At 60.4% G+C, this 24309-nt stretch carries 25 protein-coding genes; 7 read left to right on the forward strand and 18 right to left on the reverse strand.

Features of this window, described 5'->3' with window-relative positions; genetic code table 11:
* Positions 1–58: 58 nt before the first annotated feature.
* The 3 genes from ACTG36_RS04595 to ACTG36_RS04605 all read right to left on the reverse strand — a co-directional run bounded on the left by ACTG36_RS04595 (position 59) and on the right by ACTG36_RS04605 (position 3778).
* The gene (locus tag ACTG36_RS04595; protein ID WP_375279983.1) at positions 59–649 is read right to left on the reverse strand and encodes an NADH-quinone oxidoreductase subunit E; all 591 of its coding nucleotides are present in this window, start codon (positions 647–649) and stop codon (positions 59–61) included.
* Between the two features lie 21 nt (positions 650–670).
* Positions 671–2821 carry an OmpA family protein gene (locus ACTG36_RS04600; RefSeq protein ID WP_375279984.1) on the reverse strand — a complete coding sequence of 717 codons (2151 nt, stop codon included), beginning with the start codon at positions 2819–2821 and terminating at the stop codon, positions 671–673.
* A gap of 96 nt (positions 2822–2917) precedes the next feature.
* The gene (locus ACTG36_RS04605; RefSeq protein ID WP_375279985.1) at positions 2918–3778 is read right to left on the reverse strand and encodes a D-amino-acid transaminase; all 861 of its coding nucleotides are present in this window, start codon (positions 3776–3778) and stop codon (positions 2918–2920) included.
* 91 nt (positions 3779–3869) lie between these two features.
* Between ACTG36_RS04605 and ACTG36_RS04610 the strand changes: the two genes are divergently transcribed.
* Entirely contained in the window at positions 3870–4319 is a 450-nt protein-coding gene (locus ACTG36_RS04610) for a DMT family transporter (RefSeq protein WP_375279986.1), read from the forward strand.
* Here ACTG36_RS04610 and dgcA read toward each other — a convergent pair.
* The gene (gene dgcA / locus ACTG36_RS04615; protein WP_375279987.1) at positions 4316–5281 is read right to left on the reverse strand and encodes an N-acetyl-D-Glu racemase DgcA; all 966 of its coding nucleotides are present in this window, start codon (positions 5279–5281) and stop codon (positions 4316–4318) included. The genes ACTG36_RS04610 and dgcA overlap by 4 nt on opposite strands.
* Positions 5282–5348: 67 nt before the next feature.
* Positions 5349–6350 carry an N-acetyltransferase DgcN gene (dgcN, locus tag ACTG36_RS04620; protein ID WP_375279988.1) on the reverse strand — a complete coding sequence of 334 codons (1002 nt, stop codon included), beginning with the start codon at positions 6348–6350 and terminating at the stop codon, positions 5349–5351.
* Positions 6351–6584: 234 nt separating this feature from the next.
* On the opposite strand from dgcN, the gene ACTG36_RS04625 reads away from it, so the two are divergent.
* The 3 genes from ACTG36_RS04625 to ACTG36_RS04635 all read left to right on the forward strand — a co-directional run bounded on the left by ACTG36_RS04625 (position 6585) and on the right by ACTG36_RS04635 (position 9128).
* A complete protein-coding gene (locus ACTG36_RS04625; protein WP_375279989.1) occupies positions 6585–7544 on the forward strand; it encodes an L-malyl-CoA/beta-methylmalyl-CoA lyase in 960 nt (319 codons plus the stop codon).
* A gap of 130 nt (positions 7545–7674) precedes the next feature.
* Positions 7675–8637: an acetyl-CoA carboxylase carboxyltransferase subunit alpha gene (locus ACTG36_RS04630; protein WP_375279990.1), complete on the forward strand. Its 963-nt coding sequence runs from the start codon at positions 7675–7677 to the stop codon at positions 8635–8637.
* A complete protein-coding gene (locus tag ACTG36_RS04635; protein ID WP_375279991.1) occupies positions 8634–9128 on the forward strand; it encodes a hypothetical protein in 495 nt (164 codons plus the stop codon). Before ACTG36_RS04630 ends, ACTG36_RS04635 begins: the two co-directional genes overlap by 4 nt.
* On the opposite strand, the gene ACTG36_RS04640 is transcribed toward ACTG36_RS04635, so the two are convergent.
* From ACTG36_RS04640 to ACTG36_RS04665, 6 genes are read right to left on the reverse strand one after another with little or no spacing between them, the layout of a single operon-like run.
* A complete protein-coding gene (locus ACTG36_RS04640; protein WP_375279992.1) occupies positions 9125–9841 on the reverse strand; it encodes a hypothetical protein in 717 nt (238 codons plus the stop codon). The genes ACTG36_RS04635 and ACTG36_RS04640 overlap by 4 nt on opposite strands.
* On the reverse strand, positions 9838–10374 hold the full coding sequence (locus ACTG36_RS04645) for a hypothetical protein (RefSeq protein WP_375279993.1): 537 nt from the start codon (positions 10372–10374) through the stop codon (positions 9838–9840). The genes ACTG36_RS04640 and ACTG36_RS04645 overlap by 4 nt, the downstream gene beginning before the upstream one ends.
* Positions 10375–10974: a pyridoxamine 5'-phosphate oxidase family protein gene (locus ACTG36_RS04650; RefSeq protein WP_375279994.1), complete on the reverse strand. Its 600-nt coding sequence runs from the start codon at positions 10972–10974 to the stop codon at positions 10375–10377.
* Positions 10971–11708, reverse strand: coding sequence for a lysophospholipid acyltransferase family protein (locus ACTG36_RS04655; protein WP_439141572.1), 738 nt, complete (start codon positions 11706–11708; stop codon positions 10971–10973). Before ACTG36_RS04655 ends, ACTG36_RS04650 begins: the two co-directional genes overlap by 4 nt.
* On the reverse strand, positions 11705–12607 hold the full coding sequence (locus ACTG36_RS04660; RefSeq protein ID WP_375279996.1) for a cell division protein FtsX: 903 nt from the start codon (positions 12605–12607) through the stop codon (positions 11705–11707). Before ACTG36_RS04660 ends, ACTG36_RS04655 begins: the two co-directional genes overlap by 4 nt.
* The gene (locus tag ACTG36_RS04665) at positions 12607–13278 is read right to left on the reverse strand and encodes a cell division ATP-binding protein FtsE (protein WP_375279997.1); all 672 of its coding nucleotides are present in this window, start codon (positions 13276–13278) and stop codon (positions 12607–12609) included. The genes ACTG36_RS04660 and ACTG36_RS04665 overlap by 1 nt, the downstream gene beginning before the upstream one ends.
* A gap of 165 nt (positions 13279–13443) precedes the next feature.
* Between ACTG36_RS04665 and ACTG36_RS04670 the strand changes: the two genes are divergently transcribed.
* Entirely contained in the window at positions 13444–14337 is an 894-nt protein-coding gene (locus ACTG36_RS04670) for a zinc-ribbon domain-containing protein (RefSeq protein ID WP_375279998.1), read from the forward strand.
* A 1-nt stretch (position 14338) separates the two neighbouring features.
* On the opposite strand, the gene ACTG36_RS04675 is transcribed toward ACTG36_RS04670, so the two are convergent.
* The 5 genes from ACTG36_RS04675 to argH form a co-directional block, all read right to left on the reverse strand.
* On the reverse strand, positions 14339–16981 hold the full coding sequence (locus ACTG36_RS04675; RefSeq protein WP_439141607.1) for a DUF4175 domain-containing protein: 2643 nt from the start codon (positions 16979–16981) through the stop codon (positions 14339–14341).
* Between the two features lie 72 nt (positions 16982–17053).
* The gene (gene lysA, locus ACTG36_RS04680; protein WP_375279999.1) at positions 17054–18319 is read right to left on the reverse strand and encodes a diaminopimelate decarboxylase; all 1266 of its coding nucleotides are present in this window, start codon (positions 18317–18319) and stop codon (positions 17054–17056) included.
* A 114-nt stretch (positions 18320–18433) separates the two neighbouring features.
* Positions 18434–18754, reverse strand: coding sequence for a DUF2834 domain-containing protein (locus tag ACTG36_RS04685; RefSeq protein ID WP_375280000.1), 321 nt, complete (start codon positions 18752–18754; stop codon positions 18434–18436).
* Positions 18754–18927, reverse strand: coding sequence for a hypothetical protein (locus tag ACTG36_RS04690; RefSeq protein ID WP_375280001.1), 174 nt, complete (start codon positions 18925–18927; stop codon positions 18754–18756). Before ACTG36_RS04690 ends, ACTG36_RS04685 begins: the two co-directional genes overlap by 1 nt.
* Positions 18924–20318, reverse strand: coding sequence for an argininosuccinate lyase (gene argH, locus ACTG36_RS04695; RefSeq protein WP_375280002.1), 1395 nt, complete (start codon positions 20316–20318; stop codon positions 18924–18926). Before argH ends, ACTG36_RS04690 begins: the two co-directional genes overlap by 4 nt.
* A 30-nt stretch (positions 20319–20348) precedes the next feature.
* Here argH and ACTG36_RS04700 point away from each other — a divergent pair, with 30 nt between their 5' ends.
* Together ACTG36_RS04700 and ACTG36_RS04705 are read left to right on the forward strand one after the other, a co-directional pair.
* Complete coding sequence (locus ACTG36_RS04700; RefSeq protein WP_375280003.1) at positions 20349–20936, forward strand: TlpA disulfide reductase family protein; 588 nt, start codon at positions 20349–20351, stop codon at positions 20934–20936.
* Between the two features lie 118 nt (positions 20937–21054).
* Positions 21055–22005: a helix-turn-helix domain-containing GNAT family N-acetyltransferase gene (locus ACTG36_RS04705; RefSeq protein ID WP_375280004.1), complete on the forward strand. Its 951-nt coding sequence runs from the start codon at positions 21055–21057 to the stop codon at positions 22003–22005.
* A 50-nt stretch (positions 22006–22055) separates the two neighbouring features.
* Here ACTG36_RS04705 and ACTG36_RS04710 read toward each other — a convergent pair whose 3' ends face one another.
* Positions 22056–22370, reverse strand: coding sequence for a hypothetical protein (locus ACTG36_RS04710; protein WP_375280005.1), 315 nt, complete (start codon positions 22368–22370; stop codon positions 22056–22058).
* A complete protein-coding gene (locus tag ACTG36_RS04715; RefSeq protein WP_375280006.1) occupies positions 22367–24259 on the reverse strand; it encodes an OmpA family protein in 1893 nt (630 codons plus the stop codon). Before ACTG36_RS04715 ends, ACTG36_RS04710 begins: the two co-directional genes overlap by 4 nt.
* Between the last annotated feature and the right edge of the window lie 50 nt (positions 24260–24309).

The raw sequence follows: 24309 nt of genomic DNA on the forward strand, positions 1-24309 counted from the left end.
ATTCCGGAATTTTGTTGCCTCCGGCGGAGGTATTTTTGAACCAGAGAAACAGGGCGCGTTAACGGCGACGCAGGAATGTCGGCAAATCGTTGGTCGCCAAGGCCTTGGCCTGTCCTACCCAATTGTCACGGGTAACCCGACCTTTGAACCCTTCGAGGTTGTCATCCACCCACGCGATTTCGTCATCGGTCCATGCCGCGATCTGGTCGTAGTGGTAGAACCCGAGGTCGTTGCACAGCACCGCAAGCTTGGGTCCGATGCCGCTGATCTTCGTCAGATCGTCAGGAATGCCGTCGCGCGGCGCGTCTAGCCCTGTGGGCATTGTGGACGCGGGAGTTGGGTCTGCCTGTTGCGGGGGCAGTGTTTGCACGGCGTCCGTGGCCACGGTTGGAAAGGACACCGGCGGCGGCGTTGGCCTGCGGTAGCCTCCCCCTTCCATCGGCGGGATGTTTGTGTCCGGGCCTGCGAGGGCTGCTTTCGTGCGGGCACGTTCGCGGTCGAGTTGGGTTTGGAGACGGAACATTTCATCGGCGCTGGCCCGTCCTGCGCCCCCACCCCAGATCAGCTTACCGGCAACCAATCCAACCAAAGCCGCAAGCGCCAGAAGCACCCAGATTTCGGCCAGCAGAAAGCCCCATTCCTCAAACATATCTCGGTCCTTTGATCTGCATTACGGATCGCGCAGTGCGCCTTTTTCGAACCAATCGATCTCGGTCCGTCGGTTGAGGGTCCGACCCTCGGGTGTATCATTGCTGGCCACGGGCCTTTGTGCGCCAAATCCAATTGCGGTGATCGCGCGGGCGGGCACGCCACGATCAACAAGGGCGGCACGCACCGCGGCGGCACGGTCCTGGCTTAGAATTTGGTTTTGGTCCGCGTCACCAGAGGCATCAGTATGGCCGGACACCTCAAGATCAAGATCGGCCTCGACACAAGGTTTGGCGACAGCCGCCAAGGCGTTGATCGTTCGAATGGACGTCGCATCAAGCCGCGCGGAGCCGGACAGGAAGTTGATTTGCCCCGCCTCCAAGATCGCGCGCGATTGCGCGCTGCAGCCATCCAAGGTGGTGGAAAAATCGAGGTCGGGAATCCAGAATCCGTCCAGAAACACCTCGGCCAAGCCCGTGGCCGCATTGATCCGCGCACTGCCTTGTTGCGGCAAGGGCGCCACCGGTTGGATTGAGAACGCGACGTCTGGGGGCAGCCGTTGGGCCAGATCAGTCGCCAACAAATCGATATCGACCGAAGGGGACGTCACCAGATCAAGGGCCATGCCCGCACCATCAGCGGAAAGGGTCAGCCGTTCCAGTTCGGGCAACACGTCCGCAGCGATGGTCAAAATGTCGGAAGCTGCTGTGGGATTATCATCCTCAGCCGCGACGGTTGGGGATCCGAGAACCCGTACGCCCAGCGCCGCGGTCAGGTCATCCGCCGACAGTGTCGTCGGCAAACGCCCCTCAACCGAAGCGCCCGTTTCTGCTGAATAGGTGAGGGACCACGCAGCCGGTGAGCCGTCGTCGATATAGGTTATATCCCGCGTGATGGTGGCCGGGGCGCCGTCCAGCAACCCATCAATCACGCTGCCGATTTGGGGGGACGCCGCCTGACCTGTAAGGGTGATGGTCTCTTCGGTGACGACCAGCGTTCCATTTTGAAGTTGGCCGAGTGCCGCCACACCTGCGTCTGCATTGGCCGCGAATGTTTCGCTGGATACAAAGCTGCCCCGTCCCGTGTCGGTCAGCGGCAGCCCCAAGGGGCTGCGGGGTGTGAAATCTGCGGGGTATTTGCCGGATGCTGTGACAGTTGTGCCAGTAAAATCGATCGTCAGTCGCAAAGGCGCCCCGTCATCCGTGACGTCGAGCGACGGCGCGACCGTGTATGTCGACGGCACATCGCCCAACATCGCAGTCACTTGCGACAGTGCGTCAGGTGTCCCACGTCCGCTGATGTTGATCGTCTGGCCTTCGATCTGCAACCGCCCTTCGTCCAGCAGCGCCAAAGCATCCAATCCTGTGCTGGCCATGGTTGGCCAATCTGTTTGCGCTGCCGGAATGCGTGCTTGATCGATGTCCAAGGCCGCTGTTGGAAACCGGTCCGTCACCTCCGCCAGCGCCATATCTGAGGGCAATTTGCCCGTTGCACGTATGATTTCACCGGACCGCCGCACATCAAGGCTCGGGGGGCGACCATCATCCAGGACGTCGATGCGGTCCTCAAACACAAAGCCAGCTGGCAAGGCCTGCATCACCCCGATAAGCGCATCCCGTTCGAGGGGCCCTGCAACCGTTCCATCAAGGGTGACTGTCCGGTCGCTCACCGTCAAAGCACCGGATGGCAGCGCCGAAAGCCCGTCCAACCCTGTCACGAGAGCTTGCGTCCAGTCCCCATCGGGGGCGCCAGCGGCTAAGGCCAGATCTGCAAAGGCCTGCCCGTCGATGCCGCCCAACACACGTCTGGCGTCTTCGTTGGGCAAGACACCCTCTGCGACCAATTCACCCGTGTCGTCTTTCAGAACGCTCACCACAAAGGGAGATACAACGGGCAGTAAATCCACGCCGGACACGTCCAAAACCCGCAAGCCGTCGATTGCGCCAAAGACGGTGGTGATGGTGTCCAACTGGCCCGACGTCTCAACCACGCCCGTCACTGTCACGTCACGGCCAGACACGGCGACCGTTAAGGGCGGCTGCATTTCCCCTGCCAAAACGTCAGCCTGCGCAGTGATAGCGCGTTCGATCCGCACGGCATGATCCATGCTCGCCCAATAGGCCAACCCGCCTGTTCCTGCGATCAACAGCAAAACGCCGATCAGCTTGCGCACGATGCTCTCCAGCCTGATAGGGCCTTATGCCGACCCTTTGTCGGAGTATGGCTGCCTCAAAGCCGCTATGGCAAGCGACACGGGGACAAAGAGGGCTTAAACGGCGGCTTTGCGGCTTTCTTCGAGGTAGATTTCGCGCAGACGGGTCGCGATGGGGCCCGGTGCGCCAGACCCGATCTGATCGCCATCAATCTCAACCACCGGCATCACAAAGGTGGAGGCAGAGGTGATAAACGCCTCATCGGCGTCTTGGGCTTCTTCGATGGTGAACGACCGTTCTTCAACCTTCATCTGCGCTTCTTTGGCGAACCGCAAAACAGCGGCACGGGTGATCCCATGCAAGATATCATTGCTCAGCTGACGGGTGATGATGCTGTTGCCTTTGACGATATAGGCGTTGTTGGACGTGCCTTCGGTGACTTTGCCGTCCTGCACCATCCACGCATCGTCACAGCCTGCGGCCTTCGCCATCATCTTGCCCATCGACGGATACAACAGCTGGACGGTCTTGATGTCACGGCGCCCCCAACGCTGATCTTCGATGGAGATGACTTTCATCCCTTTTTTGGCCGCAGGGCTATCCGCCAGACCGGGCTTGTTCTGGGTGAACAACACCAATGTCGGCTTCACATCCTCGGACGGATAAGCAAAGTCGCGATCCCCCGCGCTGCCACGGCTGACCTGCAGATAGATCATCCCTTCGTTGATGTCGTTGATGCGGACCAACTCACGGTGGATCTCCAGCAAGTCATCAAATGCCTCGGGCTTTTGCATCTCAAGCTCGTTCAAGGACCGCTCCAACCGGACCCTGTGACCTTCGAAATCAATCAGCTTTCCGTCCAGAACCGACGTGACCTCATATACCCCGTCAGCCATCAGAAACGACCGGTCAAAGATCGAAATCTTGGCGTCTTCTTCGGGCAAATACTCTCCGTTGACGTAGACGGTGCGGCTCATGTGGGTCTCCTTTGGGCATAGCGGATGTTGACTTGGGGGCGGTCCCTCTTTCCACTGATGCGGTAGCGCGGATGGGATGCGAGGGGAAGAGATGTTTTCAAATGGAACAGCGGCAACGGTGATGTTGGTCGCAGGGATCGGCATTCCCGTTCTGGCGGCCATGAACGCCAATCTGGGCCAACGGTTGGGGTCGCCCGCGTCGGCGGCGCTGGTGCTGTTTGCTGTGGCAGGCGTCACGGCTCTTGTTGCGGTGCTGGTGTTTGGTGGGCGGTTCACAGGTGTGGGGGCTGCGCCAAAGCATCTGTTTCTCGCAGGGGCGTTGATCGCGTTTTATGTGCTGTCGATCACGTGGATCGCGCCCAGTTTCGGGGTGGGAAATGCGGTGTTCTTTGTGCTGCTGGGGCAACTGGTCTCTGCGGCGCTGATTGACCACTTCGGCCTGCTTGGGGCGCAAGTCACACCGATTACACTGACCCGACTGGCCGGGCTGGCCGTCATGGGCGCAGGCGTATTCCTGACCCAGATCGCAGGCCGCGCCTAGCCCCATAGATCGACCAAAGGCGGATGAACCCCCTGCCCGTCAAAGGCAAGCGGCACATCGCGGTCTTCAGCCAACAAGAGCGGCCCATCAAGGTCCACAACCTCCGCTCCCTGCGCCACTATTGTGGCAGGGGCCATGGCTAAAGACGACCCGACCATACAACCCACCATCACCTGGTATCCGGCATCGCGTGCGGCCGCATTCAGCCGCAAGGCCTCAGTCAATCCGCCGGTCTTATCCAGCTTGATGTTGACCATATCGTACTTGCCCGCCAGCCCCGCCAAAGTCGCCGTGTCATGACAGCTTTCGTCGGCACAAACCGGCAAAGGCCGTGCAATTTCGGCCAACATGTCATCCTGTCCTGCGGGCAAAGGCTGTTCCACCATGGTAACACCCAGCCGCAACAGATGCGGCGCCAGATCGGAATAGACCTCCGCTGTCCATCCCTCATTGGCATCCACAATGATCGTGCTGTCCGGCGCACCGGCCCGAACGGCCTCAAGACGCGCCATATCATCAGGCGTGCCAAGCTTGATCTTCAACAAAGGCCGATGGGCATGTTTGGCCGCCGACACCTTCATGTTTTCGGGCGTGTCCAAAGACAGGGTAAAGGCTGTGATACAAGGCGCAGGCGCGGGCACGCCGATCATCTCCCACACACGTTGGCCCGCGGTTTTGGCCTCCAGATCCCACAACGCGCAATCCACGGCATTGCGCGCGGCCCCTGCGTTCAAATGATCATACAGCCCCTCACGGGTCACATCCTCAGGCAGGGCCGCAATCTGTGCGGCCACAGAACTCATCGTTTCGTCATAACGGGCGTAGGGCACACATTCGCCCCAACCTGTCACACCGTCCCGCGTGATCCGAACCGTCAGCACCTTCGCCTCCGTCCGCGATCCACGTGAGATCGTGAAAACCTCAGCCAGTTTGAACACATCTTGCGCGACGGTGATGGTCATAGGCGACCCCTGTTTCGTTTTGCCAAAAATACTCCCGCCGGAGGCTCCGACGACAGCCACTCAACGCCTACAGTGCGGCAAGCGCATCCACCAGCCGCCCCGCCCCATGACGGAACGGATCAACCGCCGGAAGGCCCATTCGGTCCTCCACCTCTTGCAGATAGGCATTGGATTCATCTTCGGACAAATGCTGCGTGTTCACGGAAATGCCGATCACCTGACACGCAGGGTTCGCCACGCGCGCCATCGCAAGGGCGGTGTCGCGCAGGTCTTCAAGGCTGGGCTGTTGATAATCGGGCAATCCGCGCATGTGTTTGCGGGTCGGTTCATGGGACAACACCAGGGCATCAGGCTGACCGCCATGGACCAGCGCCATCGTCACTCCCGAATAGCTGACGTGATATAGGCTGCCCTGCCCTTCGATGTGATCCCAATGATCATCATCGTTGTCAGGGGTCAAATACTCCACCGCCCCGGCCATAAAATCCGCCACAACAGCATCCAGCGGCACACCGCCACCGGTGATCAGAATGCCCGTCTGGCCGGTGGGCCGGAACGTTGATTTCATCCCGCGCTTGCGCATCTCTGCATCCATCGCAAGTCCGGTGTACATCTTGCCCACGGAGCAATCCGTGCCCACCGCCAAACAGCGCTTCCCGCTGCGCTTGACGCCATTGGCAATCGGATAGGCCGTCGATGGAATCCGCACATCATGGAGGGACCGGCCATTGACCTTGGCCGCCGCCACCAGATCGTCCTCATCACGCAGCAGATTGTGCAAACCCGACGCGATGTCGAAGCCCATCTTCAGGGCCTCGATCAGGACCTCTTTCCATGCCTGCGAAATCACGCCGCCACGGTTGGCCACGCCGATCACAAGGGTTTGTGCACCGGCTGCTTTGGCCTCTTCCAACGACAGATCGTCAAGACCCACATCCGCACCACATCCGGGCAACCGAATTTGCCCCACGGCATTTTCAGGACGCCAGTCCTTGATGCCTTGCGCCACTTTCGCAGCAAGTTGATCCGGCGCGTCGCCGAGGAAAAGAAGATATGGGGTGGGAATCATGTTGGCCTCCAGGTGCTTTCGCGCAGACTGCGGCGGGACGGACGGGAATTGATGCCGAAATGTCGCCGCAAACAACAAAATTCCGGAATTTTGTTGCGCCAAATGATGCTAACGCACGAAACTTTACTGTCACGCCCTTCGTCCCTTTCGCACTTGCAGCACGTCGCGCAATAATCTACCCGTCCGATCAGCAGAAAACGCAACATCATTACCCGCCCGATGAAAGGTGCCCCCATGTCCTTCCGCCTCCAGCCCGCCCCGCTTGCCCGTCCAAACCGCTGTCAGCTGTTTGGCCCAGGCTCGAACACCAAGCTGTTCGAAAAGATGGCGGCCTCGGCTGCGGATGTGGTCAATCTTGACCTTGAGGACTCTGTCAGCCCCACAGACAAAGACATCGCCCGCGCCAATGTGATTGAGGCCATCAACGCCGTCGACTGGGGCACAAAGACGGTCAGCGTCCGGATCAACGGGCTCGACACACCCTATTGGTATCGCGACGTGGTCGATGTAATGGAACAAGCCGGCGACCGATTGGATCAGATCATGATCCCGAAAGTCGGCTGCGCCGCTGATGTCTACGCCGTTGATGCACTGGTCACCGCGATTGAGGCCGCCAAGGGCCGCACCAAGCCGATCACCTTTGAGGTCATCATCGAAAGTGCCGCAGGCATCGCCCATGTTGGGGAAATCGCCGCCGCCTCCCCCCGTATGGCCGCCATGTCGCTGGGGGCTGCGGACTTTGCCGCGTCCATGGGGATGCAGACAACCGGCATCGGCGGCACGCAGGACAACTACTACATGTTGCACGGCAACACACGCCACTATTCCGACCCATGGCACTGGGCGCAGACCGCAATTGTCGCGGCCTGCCGGACCCACGGGGTGCTGCCCGTAGACGGCCCCTTTGGCGATTTCAGCGACGACGAAGGCTACCGCGCGCAGGCGCGCCGGTCCGCCACCCTTGGCATGGTCGGCAAATGGGCAATCCATCCCAAACAGATTGCGCTGGCCAATGAGGTCTTCACCCCGTCGGACGAGGCCGTCACCGAAGCGCGTGAGATTTTGGCCGCCATGGAAGAGGCCAAAGCACGCGGCGAAGGGGCCACCGTGTACAAGGGCCGTCTGGTCGATATCGCCAGCATCAAGCAGGCTGAGGTCATCGTGAAACAGTCCGAAATGATCGCCAAAGCCTAGACCGGGGCCAAGCCCACACCGATCAAGACCAAACCGCGGCAATGTGCTCACATTGCCGCTTGGTCAAGCGCGCCGTTGCAAACCTGTGTCGACAGGCCTTATATCGCGGGAAAGAACCGGAAGGGCCGACATGACCAACTACCTCGACTTTGAAAAACCGCTGGCGGAAATTGAAGGCAAAGCAGCAGAGCTGCGCGCCATGGCCCGCGCCAATGAGGAGATGGACGTCGAGGCTGAAGCAAAGGCGCTGGATAAAAAAGCCGCCGATCTGCTCGTACAGCTCTACACCGACATGACCCCATGGCGGAAATGTCAGGTGGCCCGTCACCCCGACCGCCCCCATTGCAAAGACTATATCGAGGCGTTGTTTGCCGAATACACACCGCTCGCCGGTGACCGGAATTTTGCCGACGACCACGCCGTTATGGGCGGTCTGGCGCGGTTCAACGGCCAGCCCGTGATGGTGATCGGCCATGAAAAGGGCAACGACACCAAATCCCGGATCGAGCGCAACTTTGGCATGGCTCGGCCCGAAGGCTACCGTAAGGCGATCCGCCTGATGGACATGGCCGACCGGTTTGGCCTGCCTGTCATCACGCTGGTCGACACCCCCGGTGCCTACCCTGGCAAAGGAGCCGAAGAACGCGGCCAGTCCGAGGCAATCGCCCGGTCGACCCAGAAATGTCTGCAACTGCAAGTACCGCTTGTCAGCGTCATCATCGGCGAAGGCGGGTCCGGCGGGGCTGTGGCCTTTGCCACCGCCGACCGCGTCGCGATGTTGCAGCACAGCGTCTACTCCGTCATCTCACCCGAAGGCTGCGCGTCGATCTTGTGGAAGGACGCCGAAAAGATGCGCGAAGCCGCAGAGGCGCTGCGTCTCACCGCGCAGGAGCTGCACCAGCTGGGTGTCTGCGACCGCATCATCGACGAACCGGTGGGTGGCGCGCACCGTCACAAAAAAGAAACCATCGCAAATGTGGGTGGGGTCATCGGATCAATGCTGGCTGAACTGTCTGGCAAATCCGCAGGGGGTCTGTCGACGGCACGGCGTCAAAAGTACCTCGATCTGGGCAAGCGCGGGTTGGCTGCGTGATCCGCCTCGCCCTTGCCTTTGCGTTCTGCGGGCAAGCGGCCGCGGCAGGCGGTCTGATGGACCGCACGGTGACCTTCGGCGCATTGGCCTATGACGACCGCGATGCTCCCATCTATGTGGGCGAACGCCACCCCGCACAGGTCGGCCCCGGTATCGAATACGGGCTTGGGCCAGAGGGTATGCAAAACGGCTGGGATATCGTGCCGTCGATCATCGACATTCAGGACCAAGCGGTCGTTCTGACCTACCCCGAAGGCGTGTCGGGGGAATTCCCCGAACCTGCGTTCAACGGCTATGTCCTCGATTTTCTGACAGAATGTGTGTTGTTCAACGGTGCGGAACTGGACGTCGAAAATTCGACCGTCACCTTGGATCACGATGCGATTTTCGTCGAAGGATCGCGTCTATTTGTGGACGTGGGTGGGGTCACCTTTGGGCCGGATGTCTTTGTGGTGGTCAACGTCGACGTGGCCGACTGCCCGCTGAGTTAGTGGGAAGGGATGTCCGTGTACCGTTCGCGGTGCCATGTGACATAGGTCTGTGCTGCCGTAAGGTTGAGCCGCTGGATCAGCGACCACAAAACGTGATCATCATCATCAACCTCGACCGTTGCTTTCGACCAGCCCATGGCGGTGGCGCGACGCAGGCACGCAGCCAGCGTCGCGGGCAACAGCGCGGGATCCCCACCGATCCACCCCAATTCCTGCCCCTCCCGTAGGCTGGCAAAGGCCCGCGTGCGCCCTTGGGGGCCGTCGCGCAGGGCCAGACCCTCCACCAGATCATCCCCGATGAACACATCCCGAAGGCCGCCTTTTGGCACGCGGGGCGGGTTGCTGTGATGGGTGGTCTGATAATGCCGCCAATGGGCCTGCACCCAGCCGTCCCAAGGGGCGCGTTCGCCGGGGCGAAACCAATGGGTGGCAATGTGATCCGGCGGCGGGGCCGCCAGAACGGGATCGCACTGCGCAGACAGCGGCAGGTCAATCAGTTGCGTGATGCGGTTGGGGGCAAAGCCGTTGGCGGACAGCGCGTCGCAGGCCTGCCCGCGCAGGGCCACGACACGGTAACGGTGGATGATGTCGGGCGGGTTAAAAGTATCCAAATCCTCGGCCAAGGCCTGTGCCAGATCAGGGTGGTCCAGCCCGTCCTCCATCACGGACAACGCGTGGGGATGCAGGTCAGATTGCTGCCATGGCAGGTTCATTCGTCCGGCAGGTCGTCCATGACAACGACGTTGGATACGATACCGTCACCGGCGATCATGACGACACGCAAGCCACGGTCCTGTTGGGTCGGGTCTTCGTACCATCCGGCAATATTGGGGGCCGTGTTCTGCTCGGCCACAAGGCCCAGCAGATCGGCGTAGCGGGCCGTAAAGCCATCCGCGCGGACCTCAAACGCGGGCGTGCGGCGTTCGGTATAGATGGGGGAGATTTCGCAAATACGAGAGGCGCGACCCACCCCGTCAATCGTGCCCCATTGGGCCGAAAACCGGCCGTCATAAATCAGCCGCGCACCGCCATCCGACACGGCGTCGCGCAGGGGGACGTCATCAAACACACCTGGCGTGCGTCCCATGTCTGAAAATGGCGCATCGCCGGTCTGAACGTAAGGCACGCAGTGATCGGTGAGGACACTGGCCAGCCGGTCATCATCGGACACACCTGTCAGCGCATAGAACGCCCAGACACCGATCGCGGCCAACAGCGCACCGGTCAGAAAGCCCCAGCGTTTCATTCACCACATCCTTGTCTTGGCGTATTCGGCATAGCCGTCGTCATAGCTGCGGGCGTCGAATTCAGCCTTTTGTTCTTTGATCATCTGCCCTGCAGTTGGCAGGTCGACGTCCTGATCCGCTGTCCACAACTCAGATCGCATGATCGCCTTGGCGCATTGGAAATACGCCTCCCCCATGGTGACGACGATCACGGATTTGGGGTGGGTGCCGCGCTGATCGAAGGTCTGCGTGACAGCGGGGTCCGCCGTCAGGCTCGCCGTGCCGTTGATGCGGATCACATTGCTGGCGCCGGGCACCATGAACATCAGGCTGATCCGCCCGTCGCGCACGATGTTGCGCAAACTGTCGAGGCGGTTGTTGCCGCGCCAGTCAGGCAGATGCAGCGTGGTGTCATCCACCACACGCACAACGGGGCCGGTGTCGCCACGGGGTGACCCATCTGTGCCCTCGGGGCCCACCGTGGTGACCACGCAAAACCGCGCCGCCTCTAGCCATTTGGCATAAAGCGGCGTGATCCGGCGCACCACTTTATCGAGGGACGCAGGCACGGGCACGTCATAAAGCGTCTCAAGGTCTTCGATGGTGGTGATCTGTGTCATTGCTCAATCGCGGTAAATCCCGCCTCCCGCATCAGCGCGTTTGACCGCGCCTCGACCGAGTGTTCCAGCTGTTCCATGAACGGTTCAAGCTCCATCCCCGGTTTGATGGGGTCCATGAAATCCACCACAGCCACCCCCGGTGCGCGGTAGATGCCGCGCTTTGGCCAGAAGACGCCGACGTTGGCGGCCACAGGCACGCAATCCTGCCCCAGTTCTTTGTACAAAACACCTGTCCCGATCTTGTAGGGCGCCTTCACGCCCGGCGCGATGCGGGTGCCTTGGGAATAGATAATCAACTGACCGGGAAACAGGCGTCCGGCTTCAACGTCTGCGACCATCTTTTTGATCGCGCTGCCGCGCTTGCCCCGTTTGACAGGGATGCAGCCCACGCGCAGGCCGAATTGGCCGACAATAGGCGCGAATTTCAGGACGTCTTTCATGATAAAGCGTCCCGCCGGAATGGCCGAATAGATCATCAGCACGTCCAAGAACGACTGGTGTTTGGCGGCGATCAAGCAGGCATATTGGGGCGGCGTGCCGCGCACCTGACATTTCAGGCCAATGAGCCAACCGGCGAGCCACATGATGAACCAGCAATAAGACCGGCAACACAGGATCGCGGCCTTGCGCGAAAAGACCGCAGGGATCGCAAAGACAAGGCTCCACGGCAGCATGACCGCATACATGATGACGATAAACACAAAGGATCGGATCCATTGGACGGCATAGGTCATGATTGTTCCTTCAAGGTGCGCAAGGCGGCGTGCCGCGTGGCGGCAAAGGCCACAACAGCGGCCAGTATGGGGATGATCAGCGGCCAAAGCCAGTGCCAGCCCTGAAAGCCAAGCCCGGTCAGAAACCCGCCTGCCACATCCGTTCGCGGCAACAACAAGACCGCCAGGGTTCCGGCCAGCGTGCCTGCGGCGGCCCCTGTCAGCGCACGCAGGGTGAACCGGCGGATGAAGGCGCGGGCGATGTAGATGTCCTGCGCGCCCACAAGACGCATCACGCGGATAACTTGCGCATTGGCCGCCAGCGCCGCATTGGCGGCCAGCGTGATCATCGCCGCCGTTGCACCTGCGATCAGGATCATCGACACAATGCCCAACAGGCGCAAACGGGACGCGGCCTCAACCAAAGGGGCGCGCCAGCGGGTATGGTCATCCAGAACCGCGCCGGGCACTTCGGCCTGAAGCCGCGCGCGCAGGCCCGTGGCATCAAACCCCGCATCGCCTTCGACAATCTCGATCAGTTGCGGCACTGGCAGCGTTTCAATAGGCAGATCGGGGCCGAACCACGGGGCCAGAAGGGCGCGTTGTTCATCATCCGTCAGCGCGCGAGCTGAGGCCACACCGGGTGTAGTTTGCAACACGGCCAATGCCGCGTCGCGCTGTGCAACAACCTGACCCGCCGGTGCAGAAATCCGCAAGGTCGATGTCTTGGCCAGTTCAGACGACCAACGATCCGCCAGGCGCCCAGTCGCCAAAGACAGGGCCAGCGCAAAGACGGCCAGAAACGCCATGGCAAAGGCCGACAACACGGTCAGACGTGCGGTAAATCCCGTGGGCGGCACCGCACGATCGGCTTGCGGATCACCCGCCAGAATATCCAGCCATCGGCGCAACATATCCATCACAGATCCGCCCCCGCCAGCTGCAACTTGCGGTCCTTCAGGCGCAACACACGGGCGCTGACCTGCGCCTTTGCGGTACGGATCAGGCTTAGATCGTGGGTGGCAATCAAGATCGTCTTGCCCATTTTATTGAGCTCCAACAGCAGCGCCATCAACCGCTGTGACATCTCAGCATCCACATTGCCTGTGGGTTCATCCGCGAGGATCACATCAGGCGACATGATCACCGCACGGGCCAATGCCGCACGCTGACGTTCACCGCCCGACAGCTCCGGCGGGGTCTGGGCGGCTTGGCGCGTCAGGCCAACCCACCCCAGAAGGTCCGTCACATCACTGGGCTGCGCGCTGCGACCTGAAACGGTCAACGGCAGCGCGATGTTTTCAGCCACAGACAAATGGTCGAGGAACTGGCAATCTTGGTGCACGACACCAATACGCCGCCGGATTTGGGCCACGGCATTGCGATCCATGGCGCGCGCGTCTTCTCCAAACAGCCGGACTTGCCCGCCGGTCGCGATCAATTCGCCATAACACAATTTTAACAGAGTGGTTTTTCCGGCACCCGACGGTCCGGTGAGAAAATGGAACGATCCGGGCGCCAAAGACAGGTTCAGCGCGGAGAAAAGCTCTGCCCCGCCATAGGAATAAGCGACATTGTCCAGCTCGATCACGGTTGCCCCCGTTCGTTACATCGGTTTTGGCGCAAAGAAGCGTTACATGCAATCAACAGACCCATTGATTTTATTGCCAAACCTACCCGAGGGGACTTTTCGCCCGTTAAGAATTAGGAAACAATGACACAGTAACCCATTCGATTAAGGCAAGGGAACACAACAATGCGGCTGATCTGCCCGAATTGCGGTGCGCAATATGAGGTCGCGGATGATGTCATCCCGCAGGCCGGTCGTGACGTGCAATGTTCCAACTGCGGGCATACCTGGTTTGAAACGCCCGGCGCATCCGTGGCCGATGAACACCCGACGCCAGTCGCGACCGACCTGCCAGAGCCAGCCCCAGAGGCTGACCCCGCGCCCGAGCCAACGCCAGAGCCTGACCCCGAACCAACGCCAGAGCCTGAACCAACGCCAGAGCCTGAACCCGATCCGGAACCAGAGCCTGAACCCGAAGCGCCAGAACCTGAGCCGGAACCCGAACTGCAGCGCCGTGAACTGGACCCGGGCGTCGCCGACATCCTGCGTGAGGAGGCCGAATTCGAAAAGGCCGCCCGCGCCGCTGAGGCGGACCCGATTGAAACCCAGCCGGAAATGGACCTATCCCAAGACCCCGACGAAGACCGCCGCAGCCGTGAGGCCCGTGACCGTCTGGCGCGTCTGCGCGGCGAACAGGACACCACGACCAACGCGGCAACGGCGGCAGCCGTGGGGGCGACGATGGCCAGCCAAACCGACGCCCCGCGACGCGAACTGTTGCCCGACATCGAAGAAATCAATTCCACCCTGCGCCCTGACGAAACATCACAGTCTTCTGACGATGATGTTGAGGTCAGCACAGGCAAAAGTGGTTTCCGCCGTGGCTTTATGTTGATGGTTTTGATCGCCCTGATCGCGCTGGCCGCCTACGTCTTTGCGCCCCAAATTGCGGCAGCCGTGCCCCAAACCGAAGGGCCGTTGATGGCCTATGTGAATTGGGTCGACGGCATGCGTTTGTGGCTCGATGCCCAGATCGGCAATCTGGTGGAACAAGCCGGATCCGGTGAGGGCGACAGCTGACCTAGAACCGGTCGAGCAAGCGGCGCAGATAATCCAGTTCTTCTTGCGGGCGGGTCTGTTCTGACGACCGATCCCGCAATTCGCGCAGCAGTTCTTCCGCGCGGCGGTTCAATTCATCCTGCAGCATGGATTCTTCGGACCCGAACTGACCTTGGGTGCCCATCTGGCGGCCCAATGGGTCGCGACGTTCAGGTTCTGGCCGGCCTTCGGCATTGCCCGTTTGGGTGCCTTGGCCTTCGCGCAATTCGTCCGTTTGGTTTTCGGCCAGTGCCTGACCAAGGCTGCGCAACCCGTCCCGCAGGGCGTCCAAGGCTTCGGCCTGTTGATCGATCGCACCGGGCAAGTCGCCTTCGCGCAGGGCATCTTCGGCGTTGTCCATGGCCCCTTCGGCGCGTTCCAGCGACCGCTCCGCGTTGTCGGCGGCATCGCCGGTCAGACCGGGCAGGCCATCGCGCAGCTGGTTTAGGCCCTGACGCAACGCCTGCTGGCGTTCGGCCAGTGATCCCGCATCCCCACCGCCGCCTTCGCCGCCTTGCCCGCTGTCATCAGTCAAACCACCTTGGGTGTTGTCACCCTGACCTTGGCCTTGGCCTTGCTGCTGGCCTTGTTGGCCCCCTTGGCCTTGCTGGCCATCCTGCCCTTGCTGGCCTTGCTGCTGCCCGGGTTGCTGGCCCTGTTGTTGACCCTGCTGCTGGCCCTGGTCCTGACCTGGTTGTTGTCCTTGTTGCTGGCCGTCCTGCTGGCCCTGATTGAACTGCTCCTGCAATTCGCGGAACGCTTCATCGGACAGCTGTTGCTGGTCGCGCAACGTTTCGGCGAGGTCTTCCATGCTTTGCTGGCCCGGCGTCTGGGGACCACCTTCGCCGCCCTCCCCTTGGGTGACTTGCAGGTTTTCCATCAACTCATTGAGCTGTTCCATCAGCTCCATCGCTTCGGCCATGCGGCCTTCTTCCATCAGCTCCTGAATACGGTCCATGAGGGCCTGCAATTCGTCTTGGGTGATAGTCTGGCTTTCGCCCTGCTGTGGCTGATCGGTCCCGTCATTCGGTTCCGCATTCTGCGCCAGCATGTTCATATAATCGTTCATCGCCTCACGCAGTTCCTGCATCAGTTCGGCGATTTCTTCGTCAGAGGCACCATTGCGCATCGCCTCTTCCAGCCGCTCCTGCGCCCGTTCAAGACGGGCGCGGGCATCGGCGAGGGACCCTTCCTCAAGCTGAACGGCAAGCTCCCACAAGGCATCCACGACCTCATCGCGGACGTCATCCGTCAAACCGACCTCCTCGATGTTTTCCAAACGACGGATGATGAACCGCAGACGCAAATACGTGGTCTCATCGGGGAAAATATCGTCGGGGCGGTGGGACACGGCGCGCAAAACCTGTGCCGCGCGGACGGCATTGGTTTTCGACCAAAGGATATCGCGACGCTGTTCCACCACCGCCCGCGCGATGGGTTGAAAAAAGCGGCGCCCGGGCAAGATGATCGGCTCAGGCTCGGTCGTGCCGGTCTGGCCCAGCGCATCTTCGACCTGCAAGGTGATCGTGACGGGCATGTTGGCAAACGGGTGTTCGCTGAAATCGTCGATCAACATCTCTTCGAAATCGGCGCGGTCGCCTGAAAACGGCATCGGCAAGTCGATCACCACCGCATCGCGCGGGTCCGGATCGACCGTCAGACCATAGCGGCGGTCAACGCGCGCCAGATCAAGGGCGATGGTCGCGGTGCCCGCGACAACGGCATAATCATCCATCGCCAAAAAAGGTTGCGACATCTCGCCATTGGCATCGGCCTCTACGGGACCGGTCAGATCAACCGTGGGCGCTTGGTCGTCCAGCAAAAGGATATTCCAACGGGCCCCACCGTCCCCATCAATCGAAATCGTGCCGGATTGCGTGACCTCAAACCCCTGCTGTTGATCCGTGGCAGGGGGGATGTCATCTGTCCGGCCGGATACGGTTTCGGACACAGTCAGGTCACCCGTGTCGCCATAAAGACGGATGGTCACAAAGGACCCTTGCGGGATTTGCACACGGTTCGCGATGATATCGGCAAGGTACAGCGTCGGCTTGCCGGTATAGGCGGGCGGTTCGATCCAGCCTTCCCAAACAGGCCCCGTCACCAGCGTGGCATCCGCACCGCTGGCCATATCAGCCACGGTGCCAACCCGCCAGATCGACCCAAACAGAAGGGCGACCACCATCACCAGCAACGCCATATAACGAAGGCCGAAGGGGTCCTTGGAAGATACCCGAAGGTCAGGTTCGACCGCACGGGCGTCACGGGTCTTGGCGGCCATTCTGTCCAGATGCGCAGCCCAAACGGCCTCGGATGCGGGATCACCTGCACCAATGGCCTGACTGTCGTTCAGCGCGGCAATGGGCCGACCCGGCAGGCGCGCATCCACGCGGGCTATCGCCTCAGCCTCTGACGGCCAGGCGAACACGCGAACACCGCGATACAACGTATAGAGCAACGTAAGGGCGGCGATAACACCGCTCCCCCATAACACCTCAAGCGGGACGATCTCATGCCACCCCATCATCAGCGGCGCAAACACCACAAAGAGAACCGTCCAGACGGGCCAGAACGCCTGCGTCACACGTTCAGCCACAAGGCCGGCACGGGTCAGGGCGATGGGCAGTTTCAGGTGCCGTGGGACGGGGTGATTGGGGGTCAGATGCCCTCTCCTGCTGATTTGGCTACGTCGAAACGATCATAGCCATTCAGGTATGGTATCTCGATTGATCATCTCGTCAAAGGTGGGACGTCGGCGGATAACCGCGAATTGATCCCCTTTCACCAAAACTTCAGGGATCAAGGGGCGCGAATTGTATTCGCTCGACATCACCGCGCCATAGGCCCCGGCGGAGCGAAAGCCGACCAGATCACCGGCAGACAGCGTGGGCATCAGGCGTTCCTTGGCAAAGGTATCGCCGGATTCGCAGACAGGGCCGACAATATCATAGGGGGTAAAATCGTGGCCCGGCGCGGGTTCAACAACGGGAATGATGTCGTGCCAGGCTTCATACATGGCAGGACGGATCAGGTCATTCATCGCCGCATCAAGGATCAGAAATTTGCGCCCCTCACCGGATTTCACATAAATGACGCCAGCCACCAAAAGCCCCGCATTGCCCGAAATCAAACGGCCCGGTTCAATCTCAATCTCACATCCCAAATGGCCGACTTCTTCTTGCACCATGGCGCCATAATCGGTGGGCAAAGGTGGGGCGGAATTGTCGCGGGCATAGGGAATGCCCAGACCGCCCCCCAGATCAAGGCGCGTAATCTCGTGCCCGTCGGCACGCAGTTGTTCAGTCAGCTCCGCAACCTTGCGATAGGCCAGACGGAAAGGCTCCAACTCGGTCAACTGGCTGCCGATATGCACATCAATGCCAATCACCTTCAGCCCCGGAAGGGCAGCTGCCATGGCATAGACCTCACGGGCGCGCGAAATCGGGATGCCGAACTTGTCTTCCTTTTTGCCGGTCGAGATTTTGGCGTGGGTTTTGGCGTCCACATCCGGGTTGACGCGAACGGTGATCGGCGCCTGCACGCCCAAACCCACCGCCACGTCGGACAGGGCTTCCATCTCAGGCTCGGATTCGACGTTGAACTGACGGATGCCACCCTCAAGCGCTATGCGCATTTCCTCGCGCGTTTTACCGATACCGGAAAAGACGATCCGGTCGCCGGAAATGCCCGCCGCCCGCGCCCTGCGGTATTCTCCGCCAGACACCACATCCATTCCAGCGCCCGCGTCGCCCAACAGCGTCAACACCGCCTGATTGGACAGCGATTTCATCGCAAAGCACACAAGGTGGTCTGTCCAAGCCAAGGCCTCATCAAACAGTTTGAAATGCCGCAGCAAGGTGGCCGACGAATAGACGTAGAATGGCGTGCCCACCTCAGCCGCGATCTGCGCAATCGCCACGTCCTCAGCCATCAACTGGCCGTCCCGATACAGAAAATGATCCACGACATGACCCTCCGGATTCGCGTCTCCCGTTGACCTAACAGATTACGCGCGCGGTCCAACCTTCATCTGGCCCGAAAAACTCCCGCCGGAGGCAACAAAATTCCGGAATTTTGTTTACCCGCCCGCGGCACGCGCCTTGGTCATCCGGATAAAAATGTACAAGGGCAGCCCGCAACTGACGCCAATTCCAAAGGTCGCGGGGATCGCAACAAGCCGCACCCATTGGCGGGTCTGCACGGCTTCGTAAATCACCCAAACGGTCAGGGCGACCGCCGCCACTGTCAGGTCCCAAACCAAACCCGACGACGCATCATTGGCATGCCACGCATCGACCATCGCCATGATGTCCCATGTATTCGCCTGAAACCACGCGATAAAATAGGACATCGGATGGATCGTCCCCCACACGGCCAGCGCCGCGAACACCCAACGCATCAAAGCGACAGCCCCACGTTGAAGGTGCCGTTCGTGGCACCCACGCCCACATTCGGCGTCACACCATTGGGTCCAACAGACACGCCTACATTGCCGGTCGGGCGAAACGGCGGATCATCCGCTCCACAGGCGGCAACCACGGTCAAAGCGACGAGGGCGAAAACAATCTTCATGACAAAACCTCTTTCCAGCGGGCGATCTGGGCGCGCACGTTGTCGGGCGCAGTGCCCCCGTAGGATGTACGGCTGCGCACGGAGTTGTCCACTCCCAACACCTCAAACACCGCATCGGTAATGTCCGCATGGACCGATTGCATATCCGCCAGCGTCAGGTCGGGCAGGTCCACGCCCTTATCTTCAGCCATAGCCACCAGCGATCCGGTCACATGGTGTGCATCGCGGAATGGCAGGCCCAATGCGCGCACCAACCAATCGGCAAGGTCGGTGGCGGTGGAAAAGCCCATGGCCGCAGCCACGCGCAAATCGTCAGGCCGACCTTTCATGTCAGCGACCATCCCTGTCATCGCAGCCAGACCCAACATCAGGTTGTCCGCCGCGTCAAAGACTTGTTCTTTGTCTTCCTGCATGTCCTTGGAATAGGTCAGCGGAAGGCCCTTCATCACCGTCATCAGTGCCACATTCGCCCCGAAAATCCGCCCGATCTTGGCGCGCAGAAGCTCTGCCGCGTCGGGATTGCGTTTTTGCGGCATGATGGATGAGCCCGTGGACCACCGGTCCGACATGGAGACAAACCGGAATTGGGCTGAGGACCAGATCACCAGTTCTTCGGCCAGACGGCTCAGGTGCATGGCGCAGATGGACGCCGCCGACAGGAATTCCAACGCGAAATCACGTGCCGCCACGGCGTCCAGCGAATTGGCCATAGGCCGGTCAAAGCCCAGCGCCTCAGCGGTCATCTGGCGATCCAGCGGAAAGGATGTGCCCGCCAATGCTGCGGCCCCCAAGGGGCTTTCATTCATCCGCGCGCGTGCATCCGCAAACCGCGCACGGTCGCGGGCGAACATTTCCACATAGGCCATCATGTGATGGCCCCACGTTACAGGTTGGGCCACTTGCAGGTGGGTAAAGCCAGGCATGACCCAATCGGCGCCCTCTTCGGCCTGTCCCAAGAGCGCTTTTTGCAACGCCACCAACGCCTCCATCGCGGCATCGCACTGGTCACGGACCCAAAGGCGGAAATCGACCGCCACCTGATCGTTGCGCGACCGGCCTGTGTGCAAACGGCCCGCAGGCTCACCCACGATCTCTTTCAGGCGCGCTTCGACGTTCATGTGGATATCTTCCAATTCCACCCGATAGGGGAACGTCCCGCCCTCAATTTCTGACAACACCGTGAGGAGGCCTTCCCTAATCGCCTCCGCATCGTCATTGGTGATGATACCAGTGGCGGCCAACATGGCAGCATGGGCACGGGACCCTGCGATATCCTGACCGGCCAATCGGCGGTCAAACCCGATGGAGGCATTGATGGCTTCCATGATCGCGTCCGGCCCTGCGGCAAACCGCCCGCCCCACATTGCATTCGAGGTTGTTTTGTCCGACATGAATTGCGTCCTTAAGCACGGGTGTCCCGAATGAGAAAACAGCTGATCCTTGCCGCTGCCGCCGTCATCGGTGTTGCCGGTGGGCTATACCTAGCGAGCGAGACCGAGGGAACCCCCGGCCTGCCAGAGATAGATTTTGCCGCCGTCGAAGCGATGCGCGAAGGCGACATGCAAAAGCTGCAGTTCGGCGTCGATCGCGGGTCGGACGTGGTGTTTGTGAACGAAGACGGGTCAGACATGACCTTGGCCGCGTTCCAAGGCAAACATGTGGTGCTGAATTTCTGGGCCACGTGGTGTGCGCCCTGTCGCAAAGAAATGCCGCATCTGTCGGACCTGCAAAGTGAGTTGGGCAGCGACACCTTTGAAGTCGTGACCGTTGCCACCGGCCTCAACCAGCGGCCTGCGATGGAACGGTTTCTGGATGAAATTGGCGTGGACAACCTGCCGCTACACACCGACCCCAACTCCGCCCTCGCCCGCGACTTCGGCGTTGTCGGCCTGCCGGTCACGCTCATCCTCAACCCCGAAGGTTACGAAATCGCCCGACTGATCGGAGATGCCGACTGGGCGAGCGAACCTGCAATGAAAATTCTGCGGGCGTTGGTGGCAGGCGAGTAAGGACGATACTTAAGAACCGCAACAAATGCCCGCTTCGAGCCCAACCTTGCGTGTTGTTGCATCGAAGCGAATGTCGGCTATCGGTAGACAGGGTGAAAATTGGTTGTATGATACAACTATGGGCCAACTCGTTTCCACACAGCGTATCGACGAACTGCGAGCAGCTTCACGTGAGATCGTCCGGCAGCTTGGATTCATGCAGAAAGGGTTAGCTGGGACATCGCTGTCTCCGTCGGCCGTGCATACGATCATTGAGTTGGGCTACGGCACCGTCAAAAATGCAGGTGATTTGGGCGAGATGCTACATCTGGAGAAGTCGTCGGTCAGTCGGCTCGTCCAAAAGCTCGCTGAAGATGGATTGATCGAGGCAAGGTCGAACCCTTCCGACCGGCGATCTCGACAAATCGGCCTCACGAAAGAAGGCAAAGCACTTCTGAAATCGCTTGAGGACTTCGGGCGCAAACAAATGAAGTCGGCCTTCGTGCATCTTGCGAAGGATGATCTCGCCAAGGTTGAATCAGGTCTGACGCTTTTTGCGAAAGCGCTGCGAGGAGAAAAAAGCCGCCACATCAACACGAATGCGGTGGAGCTTCGCCAAGGCTATTGCCCCGGAATGATCGCGTCCGTCGTTGGCCTGCATGCCTCGTATTACGCGACTAACTATGGGTTTGGTGCCGTCTTTGAGCGGAAGGTTGCAACCGAAATGTCAGAGTTCATGGGGCGCATTGCGAACCCTACGAACACGACATTCTCCGCTTTTCTTGGCGAAACACTTCTCGGCTCGGTATCTCTTGATGGAGAAGACCTCGAAGAAAGTGTCAGTCATCTAAGATGGTTCATCGTCAGTCCCGAGTCGCAAGGCATGGGTATCGGTAATCTGCTTCTTGAAGCGGCGACCTCATTTGTGGACTCGGCAGGTTTCGAGAAGACGCGGCTCTGGACATTCAAAGGGCTCGATGCAGCCCGCCACTTGTATGAAAAGCACGGCTTTGAGTTGGTCCATGAAAACCGTGGCAGCCAATGGGGTACGGAAGTTGTTGAACAAGAGTTCGAACGAAAACGGACGTAATCCATCTGGACTTGAACGGCGGCAAAGTCCGCAGAACGACCTCCGCTTGCTTATCCCTGCAACTGACCGCGCAGGTGTTCGGCCTCTTGTCTGGCGTCGCGCAATCCGTCCATCGCGGCGCGCAACTCGGCCTCGGTCTGGCTCAGCTGGTTGGTAATCTCGGCTTCGCGTTGTTGCAGATAGGTGATCGCCTGATCGCGGGTTTCTTCGGCCTCGTGCAGGGCTTGCGCCATCCGGTCCAATTCACCCACTTCGGCTTTGGACACGCGGGTGAAGCGGTTGATCAGCCAACTGGCAAACCAGCCCAGACAAAACGCAACAAAGAGGATGATCGCTGTGGCGACGATGAATTCGGTTCTGTTCATTCGGTGGCCTCGTCCCCGGTCTCTTGTTCGGCGGCTTCTGCTTCGATCTGCTCAAGCGCTGTAAGTTCTTCGGTACTTTCTGGCACGATCAATGTAAACTCAATCCGGCGGTTCGCCTCACGGCCCGCTTCGGTTTCATTGTCGGCGATGGGGTTTTCTTCGCCGTATCCCACGGACCGGAAACTAGACACCGGCACACGGCGCACACGCAACGCATCAAGCACCGCATCGGCACGCTGCTGGCTCAGACGTTGGTTGCCTTCTTCAGACCCTTGGCTGTCGGTGTAGCCCGCAATTTCCAGACGCAAATCGGAACAACGGCGCAGAATTTCCGCGATGTCGTCGATGATGCTTGCACCTTCACCCGCGATATTGGCGGAACCGGGGTCAAATGTGATCTTACGCGCAGTCGTCACAGCCGTGATCTGATCAAGGCATTCTTCCTCGGTCGGCAGCGCTGCAATCGGGTCGAGCGCTTCGACATAGGTCACATCGACCTCAAATTCAGCCGAACTGCCCAGCTTATCCACCAGCAACCGTGTAATGACGCCATTTGCGTCTTCGATACCGGAATTGCCGCGCACGACAACAGTGTCCGGCTGCACCGTGACCGACCCGTTGGACAGCGATGACAGGGCCTCAACCCCAGCCAGAACGCGCATGGGCCATGTGCCAGGCAGGCCATCGGACACGCGCGTGGCCATGGAAATGTCGTTGGATCCGAACTTGGCACGGGCGAAGTTTTCGGCAGTGGTGTTCAACAATTCATCGGACACCCGTCCGCGCAATTGTACCAGACCTTCGGGGCTCAACGTAGCGACAAACTGCGGCGGCCCTTCTTGGCCGGATGTCGGTGCGGCGGGCAAAATCGCCTCAAGCGCGAAGGCCTCCGGCAGGGTGTTTTCCAGCTCCCCCGCGATGCGATCAAACAGCCCCTGGACTGCGCCTTGCTGCCCCACAAGGGTAACTTCGGTGTCGGACACCGTGACGGTGCCGCCGCCCAATTCATCGACTGCCTCAAGCGCCATTGTCACTGCATCCGCCCAGCGCGCGGTTGGCGCGCCCAAGGCGACGGTGCAGCCCACGCGGCCCTCAACACCGGCAGCTTGCGCTGCGGCAACGATGCGGCGTTCGGCGGCAGGGGTATCGGCCACACAGCTGTCAAACCGCGCGCCATCGGCGTCCTTGATAAAGCGCGTCACGAAGGGCGACACCACCTGACGGGGCGCCATGATGTTCAACGTCACCAACTGACCGGCGGGCGTGATCCGGCGCAGTTCATTTTCGAATCTGGCTTTTTCCTCAGGCGAATCTGAAATCGCCTCAACCGAAACGCGGCCCGCGCGCACGGAAATCTTCGACCGTGGAAGCTGGCGCAAAGCCCGCAGGGCAAAATCCACCGAATCGTCCCAGCCCACTGGGGTTTCATAATCCGCCGTCTCAAGGAAATCCGCGAAGTTGCCATCGCGCCCTGCAAGGCCCGCAAACCGTGCGGTCAGCGCCTCACGGTCCGTGGCAGCGGGGATCAGCCCGATCAGCGACACACCGCTGTCATTGCGCAAAATCTCCATCGAGAATTCGGGCGCTTGCAACGCCTCCGAGGCTTTGACGGTCATGTTGTCGATCACGCGGCTGGCGTCGACCATGGACCCCGCGGTGGAAATGGCGCGAAAGCGGTTGGCTTCGGTCGGGGCTTCGCCTTCAAGGATCACTTGCAACCCGTCGCCCAGCACGGTCGCGAAGTCGTGCCCGTTCTCCTGCAAGGCCACCTGCACCGCCTCAACCGACCGCGTCTCTACGGTGGCGACGGCAAAGCGCGCGCCCACAACGCAGATGAGGGCTGCGACGGCAAACGCCGCGAGGCGCACAAAAAGTTCTGACAGCCGCATGGCGGATCCTTTGAAACCTGTGGGGTGTCGTTTAGGCGGTTCGGGCCTTG

It is taken from the genome of Pseudooctadecabacter sp. (assembly GCF_965657175.1).
In the GTDB taxonomy this organism is placed as follows: domain Bacteria; phylum Pseudomonadota; class Alphaproteobacteria; order Rhodobacterales; family Rhodobacteraceae; genus Octadecabacter.